10 protein-coding genes are annotated in these 16374 nt (G+C 30.3%); 8 read left to right on the top strand and 2 right to left on the bottom strand.

Going from position 1 to position 16374, the window contains the following annotated elements:
• The first annotated feature begins 138 nt into the window (after positions 1-138).
• The 6 genes from CXF68_RS03475 (at position 139) to CXF68_RS03500 (ending at position 9349) form a co-directional block, all read left to right on the top strand.
• A complete protein-coding gene (locus CXF68_RS03475; protein ID WP_101042978.1) occupies positions 139-3489 on the top strand; it encodes a SusC/RagA family TonB-linked outer membrane protein in 3351 nt (1116 codons plus the stop codon).
• 19 nt (positions 3490-3508) lie between these two features.
• A complete protein-coding gene (locus CXF68_RS03480) occupies positions 3509-5008 on the top strand; it encodes a RagB/SusD family nutrient uptake outer membrane protein (RefSeq protein ID WP_101047322.1) in 1500 nt (499 codons plus the stop codon).
• 1 nt (position 5009) lies between these two features.
• The gene (locus CXF68_RS03485) at positions 5010-5861 is read left to right on the top strand and encodes a substrate import-associated zinc metallohydrolase lipoprotein (RefSeq protein WP_101042979.1); all 852 of its coding nucleotides are present in this window, start codon (positions 5010-5012) and stop codon (positions 5859-5861) included.
• A gap of 10 nt (positions 5862-5871) precedes the next feature.
• Positions 5872-7086: a DUF4302 domain-containing protein gene (locus tag CXF68_RS03490; RefSeq protein ID WP_101042980.1), complete on the top strand. Its 1215-nt coding sequence runs from the start codon at positions 5872-5874 to the stop codon at positions 7084-7086.
• A 118-nt stretch (positions 7087-7204) separates the two neighbouring features.
• The gene (locus CXF68_RS03495) at positions 7205-7513 is read left to right on the top strand and encodes an HU family DNA-binding protein (RefSeq protein ID WP_304442567.1); all 309 of its coding nucleotides are present in this window, start codon (positions 7205-7207) and stop codon (positions 7511-7513) included.
• 297 nt (positions 7514-7810) lie between these two features.
• A complete protein-coding gene (locus CXF68_RS03500; RefSeq protein WP_101042981.1) occupies positions 7811-9349 on the top strand; it encodes an Rne/Rng family ribonuclease in 1539 nt (512 codons plus the stop codon).
• 57 nt (positions 9350-9406) lie between these two features.
• Here the strand turns inward: CXF68_RS03500 and CXF68_RS03505 are convergent, their stop codons facing one another.
• Together CXF68_RS03505 and uvrC are read right to left on the bottom strand one after the other, a co-directional pair.
• Positions 9407-11596 carry a patatin-like phospholipase family protein gene (locus CXF68_RS03505; protein WP_101042982.1) on the bottom strand — a complete coding sequence of 730 codons (2190 nt, stop codon included), beginning with the start codon at positions 11594-11596 and terminating at the stop codon, positions 9407-9409.
• Positions 11593-13389, bottom strand: a complete 1797-nt coding sequence (gene uvrC, locus CXF68_RS03510) for an excinuclease ABC subunit UvrC (RefSeq protein ID WP_101042983.1) — start codon at positions 13387-13389, stop codon at positions 11593-11595. Before uvrC ends, CXF68_RS03505 begins: the two co-directional genes overlap by 4 nt.
• Positions 13390-13464: 75 nt before the next feature.
• On the opposite strand from uvrC, the gene CXF68_RS03515 reads away from it, so the two are divergent.
• The gene (locus CXF68_RS03515; RefSeq protein ID WP_101042984.1) at positions 13465-15234 is read left to right on the top strand and encodes a hypothetical protein; all 1770 of its coding nucleotides are present in this window, start codon (positions 13465-13467) and stop codon (positions 15232-15234) included.
• 69 nt (positions 15235-15303) lie between these two features.
• Complete coding sequence (moaA, locus tag CXF68_RS03520; protein ID WP_101042985.1) at positions 15304-16296, top strand: GTP 3',8-cyclase MoaA; 993 nt, start codon at positions 15304-15306, stop codon at positions 16294-16296.
• Positions 16297-16374: the final 78 nt, after the last annotated feature.

Below are 16374 nucleotides of genomic sequence, written 5' to 3' on the forward strand. Positions count from 1 at the left end.
AAAATTAAGATTTAAGGTAGGGTAAACAAGCTTAAAACTGTTAATATGATATCATAATCAGCAAGAATTTCAGTAAAAACCCTATTGCTGCTAGATAAAAGCGGGAATTTACAAATACTAATTCAAATATTTAATTTTATGCACAAAATTACAAAAACACTTATACTGTTTTTTATTTTAGCTTTCCAACTCACTTATGGGCAGGAAAATCTGACTATCACAGGTGTAGTCTCAGATAAAGCAGGACCTTTACCTGGAGTTACAGTTTTAATTAAAGGTAGTACTAGAGGTACCGAAACTGATTTTGATGGAAAGTTCTCCATTAAAGCAAAACTAAACGACGTACTATCTTTTAGCTTTGTAGGAATGGCAACTACCGAAAAAGTGATCACCTCTAATACTTCTATTAACATCACAATGATTGAGGATATGAACATCCTTAATGAAGTAGAAGTCGTAGCTACAGGTTACGATAAAATTAATAAAAAAGCTTTTACAGGTTCCGCTGTTTCTGTTGGTTTTGCTGATTTGAAGATTGATGGAATCACGGATATTTCTCGTATGCTAGAAGGTAAAGCAGCAGGGGTAAATATTCAAAATATTTCTGGAACATTTGGTGCCGCTCCAAAAATTACGATTAGAGGGTCTTCTTCTATCTTTGGTAATAACAGCCCACTCTATGTAATTGATGGTGTTGTACAAGAAGATATCGTTGAAACAAATCTAGATCAATTAGCATCAGGTAATGCAGAAACATTAATCAGCTCATCTATTGCTGGAATTAATGCTAATGATATTAAAAAAATTGATATTTTAAAAGATGCTTCAGCAACTTCTCTTTATGGAGCAAGAGCTAGAAATGGAGTAGTTGTAATTACAACTAAATCAGGACGAAAAGAAAGTCCTATGAAAATATCTTATTCTTTAGAACAAACTGTTAGAGACATACCTAGTTACTCGCAATACGACATATTAGACTCTAAAGAAAACTTAAGTGTTTTAAAAGAACTAGAAGCTAAAGGTGCTTTAGAATTACCAAGTATTGCTCAAGCTAGATATGGTGGAATCTACTATATAATGGCTGACAGGATAAATACTTATGACGAAGCTACAGGGAAATTTTTATTAGAGAATACTCCTGAAGCTAAAAATCGTTTTTTACAACAATATGAATCGGCAAACACGAATTGGTTTAAACAACTATTTAGACAATCGTTAACTCAAAATCATTCTTTAAGTTTAAGTGGTGGTGGAAAGAATAACGCTTTCTATTCTTCATTAAGTTTCTTTTCAGATCCAGGATGGTCTATTGCTGAAAAAGTAAGTAGATTAACATTTAATGTAAAGAATACATTTTACCTTTCTGATAAACTTAACGTTACACTATCATCTAATGCTTCTATAAGAAAACAAAAAGCACCTGGTACTTTCGAAAGACAAACAGATAATTTTACAGGAAGTTCTTCTAGAAATTTTGACATCAACCCTTTTAGCTACGCCTTAAACACTTCAAGAACTTTAAGACCTAGAGATAATAATGGTAATTTAGAGTATTACAGAAACAACTGGGCTGATTTTAATATTTTAGAAGAAACTAAAAACAACTCTATAGACCTTAATTTAAGAGATATAAAGTTTCAAATAGATGCTTCTTATAAGTTTTCTGATAAAATAACATATGATTTTAATGCTGCTGCTAGATATGTAAACAGTACTAGAGAACATAACGTTAAAGAAAGATCTAATGTTGTAAAGGCTTACAACTCTAATGAGACTACTATTGTAAGAGATGCTAACATTTTTTTATATCAAGACCCTAACAATCCTGATGCAATCCCTGTACCTGTACTTCCAGAAGGAGGTATTTACACCAAAAATGATAATTACTTAACAACATTTTATTTAAGAAATAGTTTTTCTTATAATGATACATTTAATGACAAACACAACTTAAATGTTTTATTAGGTCAAGAAATGAGATATGTAGACAGGGAAAGAAATAGCTTTACAGGTTATGGTTTACAATTTGACAACGGATATGTTCCTTTTACTGATTCTAGAATCTTAGATAAACTAATATCTGAAGGAGGGAATTACTTTAATATCTCTCAAGAAAGAGAAAGAACTGTAGCTTTTTTTGGAAAAGCATCATATGGTTATGATAGTAAATATATATTTTCTTTAACAGGAAGATATGATGGATCAAATAGACAAGGTAAAAGCTCAAGTTCTAGATGGCTACCTACAGGGTCTGTTAGTGCAAAATGGAATGTTAGCGAAGAGGATTTCTTAGCAAACTCAAATACTATCAGTAATTTAAGTTTAAGATCATCATATGGTCTTGTTGCAACACCTGGTTCTGCAACTAATGCTGCTGCAATATTTCGTAGTCAAATAACTGATAGATTATTACCTGGAGACAGAGAAAGTTATTTGAATATAACTGAATTACAAAATTCAGAATTAACATGGGAAAAGCAATATGAACTTAACCTAGGACTAGATGTAGGTTTTATGAATAATAGAGTTACTTTATCTGCTGATGTATATTCAAGAGATATTTTTGACAACATTGACTTTGTAAGAACTTCAGGAATTGGTGGAGAATTTATAAAACAAGGAAATAATGCTGATGTAAAAGTAAAAGGTTTGGAACTTAGTTTAAACACAAAAAACATTGTTACAGATAACTTTACATGGTCAAGTTCTTTCAATTTCTCTTATTACGATCAAGAAATTACGAAATTACAAAATCGTCCAATTGTTTTCGATTTAATTGACGGTACTGGTGGTAACATAGAAGGATATCCAATAAACGCAATGTTCTCATTTGATTTTAATGGGTTAGACAGCCAAGGATATCCTACTTTTAAATTACCAACTAATAACAATACTAGCGGAGGTCCTGATTTTCAAGAAACAGAAAACATTACTGATTTCTTAGTTTATGAAGGATCGGTTGACCCTAATATTTCTGCTGGAATTTCAAACAACTTCTCTTATAAGAATTGGAACTTAAACGTTTTAATAACTGGTGCCGGAGGTAATAAAATAAGATTAAACCCTTTATATTCGAATAACTACTCTGATACAAACGTTTTTTCTAAAGACATAAAAAACAGATGGGTACTACCTGGAGATGAAAACTTTACAAACATCCCTGTAATTACAGGATTTGATTCAAATGAAGGAGACCCATTTAGAAGCTCATTAAGCAGACTTTACAATGCTTATAACTACTCTACGGTAAGAGTAGCTGATGGAGATTTTGTTAGAATGAAAAACATCTCTTTAGGATATACATTTGGTAAAGATGTAACAGATAAATTAGGTTTATCAAGTTTTAACGTTAAATTTCAAGGAACAAACTTATTTTTATTGTATTCTGACTCTAGATTAAACGGACAGGATCCTGAATTTTATAATACTGGTGGTGTAGCTCTTCCTATAAGAAGACAGTATACTTTTTCTTTAAATATTGGTATATAATAATAAAAAACAAGTAATTATGTTAAAAAATAAAATAAAATTTCTTTTTTTATCACTAACTTTTTCTTTTTTAAGTTGTAGTGATTATTTATCAGAACAACCCGACAATAGGACATTGATTGATTCTAAAGAAAAAATATCATCTTTATTAATTGGTGCATATCCAGCAGGAAATTACCAGTTAATGGCAGAACTAATGTCTGATAATGTAAGTGAAAAAGTGATCACTGGAGGTGATCAAATTGATCTTGAAATGTATCAATGGCTAGACACAAACTCAGATAATAGAGATACACCTGCTGCCTACTGGAATAACTGCTACAAAGCTATATCGCAAGCAAATCAGGCATTAGCTTCAAGTAATGAGCTTTTAGCATCAAATCCAGAAGCAATTCTTAATGGTAGTTTAGATTTAAGAGCACAAATGGCTGAAGCTAGAATAGCTAGAGCTTATGCACATTTTATGCTAGTAAACTTTTGGGCTAAACCTTATGATCCAGCTACAGCGTCATCAGATTTAGGTATTCCTTACGTTTTAGAGCCTGAAACTAATTTAATTAAAGAATACAAGAGAAACTCTATTGAAGAAGTATATAACTTAATAGAAAATGATTTATTACTAGGTCTAGTATCTTTAGAAAATACTTATGAGGAGCCAAAATTTCATTTCACAAAAGATGCTGCAAATGCTTTTGCTGCTAGATTTTTTCTATACAAAGGTGATTGGGCAAAGGCTATTGAACATGCTAACAAAGTAATTTCAAACCCATCTTCTGAGATTAGGGATATGATTGCTAACGGTAACTTAACCTATAGTCAAAATCAAAGAAATTACGCAAGTGCTCTTGAAGCGACTAATTTATTAATTGGATCAACATCTTCTTTATGGGCAAGAAAATTTGCTGGTTCACGTTTTGGACTTAGTAACTCTAAAGCAAATCAATTGTTCTTCGGTGGTTCAGGTAACCCTTTTGGAAAAGGTTGGGCATACGGTGTTTTTGGAAACGACCAAGTGTTTAACTTACCTAAATATGAAGAGTACTTTAAAATAACGAATCAAAGCGCTGGTATTGGACAACCTTTTCTTGGTATCGTTTTATTTGATAAAGATGAAGTTTTATTAAACAGAGCAGAAGCTTATGCTATGATGGGAAATTACGCTAGCTCTTTAAACGATTTAAATACTTTTTTAAGTAAAAAAACGTCAGGTCATGATCCTTTAACAGATCTTCTAACTGAAGATATACTAACTACTATTTATCCTGTAATTGCTGATGAATACACTCCTTTTTATACACTTACAGATAAGCAATCTTCATTTATAAAAGGAATAGCTGAATATAGAAGAAGAGAGTATTATCATGAAGGATTAAGATGGTTTGATGTAAAAAGGTATCAATTAGAAGTAACCCACATATTTAATGATTCTCCTATTGTTTTAGCTAAAAAAGATAATAGAAAAGAATTACAAATTCCTCAAACAGCACAAAATTTTGGAGTTTCACCTAACCCTAGATAAAATGAGAAAAACACAGATATTTATAACTTTAGTTTTATTAATTGTACTACAGTCTTGTAATACAAAAGAAGCGCTAATAGAAGGTAGTGATATAGACACCTCAACACCTTTTCTTAACTCAACAGATATATGGTTGAGAGATAATTACACTACTCCATACAATATAGAGGTATTATATAATTGGAATAATAGTAGAGTAGATTATAATAGATATTTATACCCTCCTACTTTAGAAAATATTTTACCAGCTATGGAAGCCATAAAAACAATATGGCTTGATACTTATAATGAAGTAGCTGGTAGTGATTTCGTTAAAAAAATAGCTCCTAGAGAAATTTTAATGGTAGGTGGTATTAATTTAAACCAGTCAGGTACTATAACATTAGGTTTAGCCGAAGGTGGAAAAAGAATTACTTTTTTTAACACTGATTTGGTAGATCTAAAAGACAGAGCTAGTTTAACCCGTTTTGTTGCAACAATACAACACGAATACTGTCATATAATAAATCAAACAGTCCCTTTTGATGAGCAAGCTTACAAAACAATCACTCCTTCTGGCTACACAGCTCAATGGTTTAATGAATCTATTGCTGATTCTAGAGAATTAGGTTTTATAAGTGCTTATGCAAGGTCTAATGAAGTAGAAGACTTTGCTGAAATGGTAACAGCAATGTTATCAAATGACAGTGTTGCTTACAACAACATTATTGATGCTATATCTAGCCCTCAAGGAAAAGCTGATATTAGAGCAAAAGAAGTAATCGTAGCTAACTATTTTAAATCAGAATTTAATCTTGATATCTACGAATTGCAAAGAGTTGCTGCTGAAAATGTTTTAAAAGTTTTAAATTAAAAAATTAAAAATGAAACAATTAATTAAAAATAGTTTTTTAGCAATAATATTATTGCTAACACTACAGTCATGTGATGACAACGAAACTGAACTTCTCTTTAATGATGTACCTGCTGTTCGTTTAGAAAAACAAGCAAAAGAACTTCAAGATTTATTAAAATCATCTACTGATGGATGGAAAGCCACCTATTTTACTGATGATACTCAACTAGGAGGGTACTCCTATTTATTTAAATTTACAGATAATCAAATCGTCGAAATGGCTTCTGATTTTGGAGGCAATGATAATGTTACATCTAGTCAATGGGCACTTCAAATAGGTGCTACACTAAAATTATCTTTTACAACTAAAAATAAAATTCACGAATTGTCAGATTCAAATAACTCTCCTGATACTGACCTAAGAGGTCAAGGATATAAAGGAAGTTTTGAATTCTTATATTACGGTACAGAAGGTGATGATATAATTTTTAGAACGAATAGAGATTTCATAGAATTAAGATTTACCAAAGCGGATGCAAATGATTGGTCTAATATACCTACCCATAAAGACATATGGGAAAGCTTTCCTAGCTCTCATTTAGCTTATAAAATAGGTAATGAAGTAAGTAATTTTTCATATTCGAATATTAGAAGATTCGCATCAAATACTGATACCAATACCTCAACAAGTGGATTTGGAGTAGGATTTACACCTCTTGGTGTAACTATTTCACCTGCTATTGATGTAGAAGGAACCTTATATAGAGAGTTCATTTTAAGTGATGATAAAAGTAAACTAGTATCATTGGATGGTAATTTTGAAATTGAATTCATAAAGTTACCTTTTGATCTTACTGTAGCTTTAAGAACTCTAGTTGACCCTGTTTTTGCTTCTCAATCTTTTATTGATTCTTATAACCAAGTAAATGCAGTACATCAAACAATATTTCCTCAATTTCCATTATCTACTATTATTTCTTTAGGAGACTCTAACATTCAGTATGGTTTAGGTCCATTCGTAGCAAGACATGGAATCTTTTTCTCTGGAATTTTAGGAAGCCCTGATTTGTTAGGTGTATCTAAATTGTCACCAGGTCTTAATTGGCAATTTGTAGGCCATTTAAACCCTATGGTTGATCTTATTGTTACTAAAGCACCTTATAAAGTAGAGTTATTAACACCAACAGTTACAAGGCTTACAAGTGATAGTGATCCTAATTTTTGGTTTATACTAGTTCCTTAATATTATTATAAAAATAAAAATAAAAAAACCGAGATTTAATAAATCTCGGTTTTTTATATTTTAACCTTTTGGGTTATATATAATTATCTTATATTTGCAGCCTCATTTCAAAAATTAAATTCAAAATACATATAGAATGACAAAAGCAGATATTGTATCTAAAATTTCAGATAAGAGCGGAATTGAAAAAATGGATGTATTAGCGACTGTTGAAGCCTTTATGGACGAGGTAAAAGATGCGTTAGAGAGTGGAGACAATGTATATTTAAGAGGTTTCGGTAGTTTTATTATTAAAACAAGAGCAGAAAAAACAGGTAGAAATATTTCAAAAAATACGACTATTAAAATACCTGCTCACAACATACCTGCTTTTAAACCATCAAAAGTATTTACTGAAGGTGTTAAGACCAAAGTAGCTGTAAAGTAATTAAAAAAGTATTAATCAGAAACCTTTATAATAAAGGTTTTACAAAACATTTCAAATTATGCCAAGCGGTAAAAAAAGAAAGAGAGCTAAAATCTCTACACACAAAAGAAAGAAAAGAGCAAGAGCAAATCGTCATAAGAAAAAGTAAGCTAACGCTTACTTTTTCATTGCTTCTATAGCCAATTAAGTTCATTGACATTAAGGTTTTAACACCTTAAAACCGGTATACAAAATACCTGTTTACAAATTTTAATCCGTCTTCGTAAAATTTTACGTAGGCACAAAACTATATTCAGAATGAAAACAGAATTAATAATTCGTTCAAATTCTTCTGATATTGATTTCGCCCTACTAAGAGATGGTAGACTTATTGAATTAAACAAAGAAACAAGCGACAACAAGTTCTCAGTCGGAGATATTTTTCTAGCCAAAATAGGAAAAGTAATGACTGGTTTAAATGCCGCTTTTGTAAATGTTGGATATCCTAAAGATGGTTTTTTACATTACCACGACTTAGGGCCACAAGTACAGTCTTTAAATAAATTCATTAAGAAGGTAAGCACAGGTAATTATAAAGAATTCACTTTAAAAAACTTTCGCTCTGAAAACGACATCAATAAAGACGGAAGTATTAACAACGTACTAAAATCAGGTCAAAATTTATTAGTACAAATTGTAAAAGAACCAATTTCTACCAAAGGACCGAGAATCAGTTCGGAACTATCAATAGCTGGTAGGTTTTTAGTTTTAGTTCCTTTTTCTAACAGAGTATCTGTATCTCAAAAAATAGCAGATCCAAAAGAAAAAGAACGTTTAAAAAAATTAGCAAAAAGTATCAAACCAAAAGGGTTTGGACTTATTTTACGTACTGTTGCCCAAAACAAGAAGGTAGCAGAACTAGATAAAGATTTACAAAATTCACTTGAACGTTGGGAGAAAATGTGCAATAGTATTGCAAATCAAAATACTCCAACAAAAATATTAAGTGAGTTAAACAGAGCATCTTCTATTTTAAGAGATGTAATGAACGATTCTTTTACAAGTATTGTAACCAATGATGAAACTTTAATGATTGAAATTAAAGAGTATTTACAAGAAATATACCCTGAAAAGGAAAGTATTGTAAAACTACATAACTCTGATACTCCAATTTTCGAGAAATTTGGTATCGAACGTCAGATAAAAACATCGTTTGGTAAAACAGTTTCTATGAGCAAAGGTGCGTATTTAGTTATTGAACACACCGAAGCTTTACATGTTATTGATGTTAACAGTGGTAATCGCTCTAATAAGGCTTTAAGCCAAGAAGAAACTGCTTTAGAAGTTAACTTAATTTCTGCTACTGAAGTAGCGCGTCAGTTACAACTGCGTGATATGGGTGGGATTATTGTTGTTGATTTTATTGATATGAAAACAACTGAAAACAGACAGAAATTATATCAACATTTAAAAGATGCAATGTCTTTAGATCGTACAAAACATAAAATATTACCTCCGAGTAAGTTTGGTTTAGTACAGATTACAAGACAACGTGTACGACCTGAGTTAGAAATAAAAACACGTGAACCAAATCCGAATAAGAATGGAGAAGTTGAAGCTCCTATTGTTTTAATCGACAAAATAGAAGTTGAACTCGAACGCCTAATTAATAGCGGTAAAAATTATAAAGAAATTACATTAAATGTACATCCTTTTATAGCTGCTTATTTAACAAAAGGTGTAAATTCTATTCGTTTTAAATGGTTTGTACAACACAAAAAGTGGATTAAAATATTACCTAGAGATGCTTATCAATACCTACAGTATAAATTCTTTTTAAAAAAGAATAGTAAGTAAGGCAATCTTATTATGAAATAAAAACCCGTTTCAATAGAAACGGGTTTTTTTTATGTTCTAAAACCAAAAACCTAAATTAAATAGCCAATATTTTTTATTATGATTTGGAGACCAGGAATATTTTAGCTCTATCGGTCCTAAAAAACTTTCCATTCCATAACCTAAGGCATACCCAGATTTAATATTATCAAATAAATTATCTACCGTAAAAACGTTCTCTTCTACCCTAGCATAATTAGCAATAAATGTTGCATATTGCTTCTCTAAAAATTGATATCTTAAATTAATTTCTAACTTTAAATAAGATTGATTATTTAAGCTACCTGTATCGTAGCCATAAAAAGAAGTAAAATTATTAATGTAATTTTTATTATATCCCCCCAAACGATAATCAAACATTTCTGATAATTTTTTACCTAAGGTATAACCCGCTTCTCCAGTATACTGAAGAGTTAATTTTTTATAAAAAGTACTTGCAAATCCTATGGTACCTTTTACTTGGGAAAATTGCTGAAAAGGCTCACTCATTTGAGCTAATTTAGATAATTTATTATTTCTATCTGACCACATGAACCATTTAAAATCCAAATTTGCATAAAATCCTTTTGTAGGAAACATTTTTTTATCATAAGTATCTAATTTTAAAAAAGAATAAATATTTAAATAATTACTCTTATCAAAAAAGGTCTCAACTCCATTCGTTAGAATATTTTCTGAAGACGCATGTAACGTTTTATGCTCCACACCTATCCCTAATGCAAATTTTTTATCAAATGTTGTTTTTAAATATAAAGAATTCGTAAAATCATTATATTTTATATTAATAAGATTACTATCGAATAAAAATTCGCTTTTAAAAGAATTATATCGAGACCTAAAACCGTAACTAGGCTTTATTCCGTGATCTATAAAATACTGAAAGTCATATCGAATTCTATCACCTATCGCAACATCAAAAGATAATTCATCATTTTGAGTTATTATTTTTTTATGATTATAATTTAATAATACACCTGACTTGTATAATAGGTCATAATGCAAACCGAACCTTACATAAGATTTTATTGATTCTTCTTTTACAATTAACTCAAGTTTTTTTCCTTCAAATGACTTCATAAAATGATAATCTATCCTTCTAAAGTTTTTTGTAGCTGTTAGTGTATTTATTTTTTTAGAAATGTCTTTATAAGACACACTATCTCCTTCACGTAATTGTAACTTACCTAAGATATAATTATCTGTATAATTTTTATTTCCTTTAATAATGATTCTATCGACTAAAAACCTCCCCTTTCTTAAGTTTAACACTTGAGGTTTCTTTTTGTTTATTTGAAGCTTAGCAATACTATCAAATACTATTCTAAAAGGCTTAGCTGCTTTTATTCCCTCTTGTATAATTTCATCTTTTTTATCAAAAGATATTACACTATACTCAATTATATCAGGGCGAATATAAAAATTTAACAAACGAATTTGTTCATCTGATTTTTTATACATCTGAAAATTAACGATTTGCAATAATAAAGAAGCTATAGAAGACAATTCTTCTCTTTTTAATAACTGACCCTGAACACTTACACCAATTATTAAGTCCATCTTTTTTTCCCTCATGATGTCTACCGGAAAATTATTGACAACACCTCCGTCGACCAATAGTTTTCCATCAATTTCAACAGGATTTAATAATGAAGGAAAAGCTGCACTAGCTCTTAATGCCAAAGGTAATGATCCTTTTTCCAAGACAACTTCCTTACCGGTTTCAATATCTGTAGCAACACAATAAAAAGGGATTGGAAGCTTCGTGAAGTCTCGAACCTCATCAACAGGAGCTAATAATTCTGTTAAAAAATTCAATACATTTTGCCCCTTTGATAAACCTAAAGGCAATCCCAATTCTCCCTTTTTTATAGGTAAAGTAAATGCATATTTTTCACCATGTTCCTTACTAAAAAAAGGTCGTTGATTTCTAGATACTTTATCGATCATCAGATTTTTAAAATCAACTTTTCTAATTATATTTTCAATTTGACCCGCAGAATACCCTGATGCATACAATCCACCAACAATAGCCCCCATACTAGTACCGCCTACATAATCAACCTGAACTCCAGCTTTTTCTAATTCTTTTAATATACCTATGTGTGCAAAACCTTTAGCGCCCCCCCCGCTTAGAACAAGTCCAACTTTTGGTTGACTTTGTGCTAATATAATCACTGGAAAAAACAATATAATTAACAACTTTTTCATTCTTTTTCTTTTTGATAAAATTTGTGTATCTTTTGAGCTCTTGAGAGCCCCACTATTTCTTTTAACTCATCAAAGGTAGCCTCTTTAACTCGTTTAGCAGATTTAAACTTACGCAATAGATTAGTTATTGTCTGATTTCCAATATCAGGAATCTGTTCTAATTCTGACTGAATAGCACTTTTACTTCGCTTATTTCTATGAAAGGTAATTCCAAATCGGTGTGCTTCGTTACGTAAAAATTGAATTATTTTTAAACTCTCTGATTTTTTATCTAAGTATAAAGGAATTGAGTCTCCTGGGTAATAAATTTCTTCTAAACGTTTAGCAATACCAATAATCGCAATCTTTCCTCGCAAACCTAAAACATCCAAACTTTTTAACGCCGACGACAATTGCCCTTTTCCTCCATCAATTACAATTAACTGAGGCAATGGTTCTTTTTCTTCTAACAATCGTTTGTAGCGACGAAAAACAACCTCTTCCATAGAGGCAAAATCATCTGGTCCTTCTACCGTTTTAATATTGTAATGACGATACTCTTTTTTACTAGGTTTACCGTCTTTAAAAACTACACAAGCTGCCACAGGATGCGTTCCTTGAATATTTGAATTATCAAAACATTCAATATGGCGAGGCTCTTCATGCAAACGCAAATCTTTTTGCATTTGGCTCATAATTCGTTTTACATGACGCTCTGGATCAACAATTTTAATTTGTTTAAATTGCTCCATACGGTAATACTTCGCATTACGTTCTGATAAATCAACAATCCTTTTTTTATCACCCAATTTAGGAATTGTAACTTTAATGCTTTCTCCTAAATTCACTTTAAAAGGAACATATACTTCTCTTGATAATGAATTAAATCGATTACGTGTTTCTACAATAAACAACTCTAATAATTGCTTATCTGTCTCTTCTAATTTCTTTTTTATTTCTGTCGTATATGATTGTACTATTGATCCATTCATTACTTTAAAAAAATTAGCGTAACCATGAGTATCATCAGAAATAATAGAAAACACATCTACATTGTTTATTGACGGGTTTACAATTGTTGATTTTGCTTGATAATTTTGTAACGACGCTAATTTATCTTTAATTTTTTGTGCTTCTTCAAATTTCATTTGAGAAGCAAAATCGAGCATTATATTTTGTAATTTCTCTAAACTTTCTTTAAAGTTTCCCTTAATAATACTTCTAATCGCTCGAATCTCATCTTGATAATTATCTTCGTGCTGGTATCCTTCACAAGGCCCTTTACAATTACCTAAATGGTATTCTAAACAGACTTTATATTTATCAGCATCAATTTTTTGCTGACTTAAATCGTATGTACATGTTCGTAGCGGATACAGTTCTTTTATTAAACCCAAAAGCGCATGTACCGTTTTCATATTGGTGTAGGGACCAAAATATTCCGAGCCATCTTTAATAACTCTTCGGGTAGAAAACACACGTGGAAAACGTTCTTTTTTTATGCATATCCACGGGTATGATTTATCATCTTTTAATAAAACATTATAACGCGGTTTGTATTTCTTAATTAAGTTGTTTTCAAGTAACAAAGCATCCGTTTCTGTATCAACAACTACATGCTCAATACGAACAATTTTTTTTACTAAAATTCTCGTTTTTCCATTCTCATGAGTTTTTGTAAAATAGGACGAAACTCGCTTCTTTAAATTTTTAGCTTTACCTACATAAATAATTACATCTTCCTTATCAAAATATTGATAAACTCCGGGTAAATTAGGTAAGGTTTTTATTTGAAGTTCTAATGATGTTGGCATACAACGAAAATACAATTTTATACAGATAGTTCAATTGCTATATGTACATTTACAAGAATATTTATTTACTACACAATGCAACAACCTTTTCCTTTTTATAAAGAAGAAATAAACAACTTAAATAGTGAATTATTTAGTCTTAAAAAACAATTAAGAACAACGAGTATTTTACGTCTTTTAACATTTTTAGGTATTTCATTTTCAATTTACCTGGCTATTACAAAAGCTAATTTATTTTTTGGTATTAGTTTTATTTTAATAATCTTTTTTGTTTATTTAATAATAAAACACACCCAATTACAACAACAAAAAAGACTTACGGATGCTAAACTGACTATTAATAAAACTGAAGTTGATGTTTTAGAGGGAAGATACACACATTTAGATGATGGAAAAGAGTTTATAAACCCAGAACATTATTTTAGTAATGATATAGATTTGTTTGGTATCGGTTCATTCTTTCAATATACAAACAGAACTGCTACAAGCGAAGGAAAAAAATTATTAGCTAGTACTTTAACAAGCAACGATATTCATGCTATAGAAGAAAGACAAGAAGTTGTAAAAGAACTGGCTTTAAAAGCAAAATGGCGTCAACATTTTACTGCTGTTGCTAGTTTAATACAAACAAAAACATCAATACCGGTTATTGTAAATTGGGTGCATTCTTATCAACAAAAACTACCTCCTTTTTTAATACTATTTTCGTATGTTTTTTCAGTAACATCACTTGCTTTAATTGGTTTACTTAGTTTTAGTATTATTCCTTTCTCAGTTGTATTAATCTGTTTTTTTATCGGCTTATCTATTACCGCATTTTATATTAAAAACACACAAGAATTAGCTACAGAAACAACTAGAGCTAAAGAAACATTTAATCAATATTATCAATTATTAGCCCAAATAGAAAATGAAGAATTCACAAATTCAACATTAAAAAACAAACAGAAAAAAATTGAACAAGAAAACAAAAAAGCATCTACCATATTTCAAGAATTTTCTAAAAACCTAGATGCTTTCGACCAACGAAATAATATGATTATTATGATATTTGGTAACGGACTTTTTCTTTGGGATATTCGCAGTGCTATTAAAATAGAAAAATGGATTTCAACTTACAAAAACACTGTAGAAGAATGGTTTAGTGTTGTTTCTTATTTCGATGCACAAAATTCCTTAGCAAATTTCGTTTTCAATAAACCAGCATATATTTTCCCTACTATAACTAAAGAAAAAGCAGTTTTAAATGCTGTAAACCTAGGACACCCTTTATTAGATGCTACAAAAAGAATAGATAATGATTTTATAATAGATAATGAACATTTTTTTATCGTTACAGGAGCAAATATGGCTGGGAAGAGTACTTTTTTAAGAGCTGTTTCATTAGCGATTGTAATGTCTAATACTGGCTTGCCAATTTGTGCTGAAAAAGCAATATACAATCCTACAAAACTAATTACTAGTATGCGAACTTCTGATTCGTTAAGTGATGATGAATCGTATTTTTATGCTGAATTAAAACGTTTAAAATTTATAGTAAACGAAATTAAAACAGAGAATTATTTTATCATTTTAGATGAAATTTTAAAAGGAACAAATAGCAAGGATAAAGCAATTGGTTCAAAAAAATTCGTTGAAAAGCTCAATAAATCAAAATCTACAGGAATTATTGCTACGCACGATGTAAGTTTATGTGATTTAGCGAAAGAATATTCGACTATTAAAAATTATTATTTTGATGCCGAAATTATAGATGATGAATTGCATTTTGATTATAAAATGAAAAATGGAGTTTGTAAAAACATGAATGCTTCCTTTTTACTACAAAAAATGGAAATTATTTAGGTGTTTATTTCTAGTAAACTATGATAAATGGCAGGAAATAGTTGAATCATTAAACCGTATCTTTGTTATATGAGTAAACTTATTGATAATTTTGGTAGACAAATCAGCTATGTTCGACTAGCTGTAACAGATCGCTGTAACCTTCGTTGCCAGTATTGTATGCCTGCTCATGGTATTGATATTGTTCCTAGAAAAGAATTGCTCACCTACAAAGAAATGTACCGTCTTATTCGTGTACTTACCGAGTTGGGGGTTAACAAAGTTCGCTTAACAGGTGGTGAGCCTTTTGCTCGTAAAGATTTTATGTCGTTTTTAGAAATGTTGTCTTATAACGATTTGTTAGAGGAGATTAATATTACCACAAACGGAGCATTAGTTTCTAAACATATACAAACGCTCGAAAAGCTAGAAAAAGTTAAAAACATCAATTTAAGTATTGATAGTTTACATGCTGATAAATTTGCTGAGATTACACGTCGAGATGTATTTACCGAAGTATATAAAACTTTTGAATTACTAGAACAAAGCTCATTGAATTTAAAGCTAAATGTTGTCGTGCAATCTGGTTTTAACACCAATGAAATTAATAATTTTGTTGGTTTAACAAAAGATAAAAATATTGCTGTTCGTTTTATTGAAGAAATGCCTTTTAACGGAAAAGGACAACGAGAAATTAAAGAAAACTGGAATTACAACAAGATTATAGAAGAAATAAAATCTAAATACACCGTAGAAAATATAATCTCAGAAAAATCATCTACTTCACGTAATTTTTCAATAGAAAACCATCAAGGAACTGTAGGTATTATCCCTGCATTTACACGTACTATTTGTAACGATTGTAATCGAATTAGAGTTACCTCAACAGGTACTTTTAAAAACTGTTTGTTTGATGATGGCGTTTTTAACTTGCGCGACTTTATTCGTAACGGAGCAAGTAATGATGATTTAAAAGAGCTTTTTTTATCGCTCACAAAAGAAAAACCTGAAAACGGTTTTATAGCAGAAGCAAATCGTAAAAAAGGAAGTGTTTCTGAAAGTATGAGTACTATTGGCGGGTAAATATTATAATTTATAATGAAACAACTACAAAACAAAAGGTTTAATATAAGTGCTATCATCTTAGCATCAATAATATCA

Origin of the sequence: Tenacibaculum sp. Bg11-29 (assembly GCF_002836595.1) — a bacterium.
Classification (GTDB): domain Bacteria; phylum Bacteroidota; class Bacteroidia; order Flavobacteriales; family Flavobacteriaceae; genus Polaribacter.

Coding starts and splice junctions, on each gene's coding strand:
- CXF68_RS03475 (WP_101042978.1), top strand. CDS start 139: ATGCACAAAATTACAAAAACACTTATACTGTTTTTTATTTTAGCTTTC.
- CXF68_RS03480 (WP_101047322.1), top strand. CDS start 3,509: ATGTTAAAAAATAAAATAAAATTTCTTTTTTTATCACTAACTTTTTCT.
- CXF68_RS03485 (WP_101042979.1), top strand. CDS start 5,010: ATGAGAAAAACACAGATATTTATAACTTTAGTTTTATTAATTGTACTA.
- CXF68_RS03490 (WP_101042980.1), top strand. CDS start 5,872: ATGAAACAATTAATTAAAAATAGTTTTTTAGCAATAATATTATTGCTA.
- CXF68_RS03500 (WP_101042981.1), top strand. CDS start 7,811: ATGAAAACAGAATTAATAATTCGTTCAAATTCTTCTGATATTGATTTC.
- CXF68_RS03505 (WP_101042982.1), bottom strand. CDS start 11,596: ATGAAAAAGTTGTTAATTATATTGTTTTTTCCAGTGATTATATTAGCA.
- uvrC (WP_101042983.1), bottom strand. CDS start 13,389: ATGCCAACATCATTAGAACTTCAAATAAAAACCTTACCTAATTTACCC.
- CXF68_RS03515 (WP_101042984.1), top strand. CDS start 13,465: ATGCAACAACCTTTTCCTTTTTATAAAGAAGAAATAAACAACTTAAAT.
- moaA (WP_101042985.1), top strand. CDS start 15,304: ATGAGTAAACTTATTGATAATTTTGGTAGACAAATCAGCTATGTTCGA.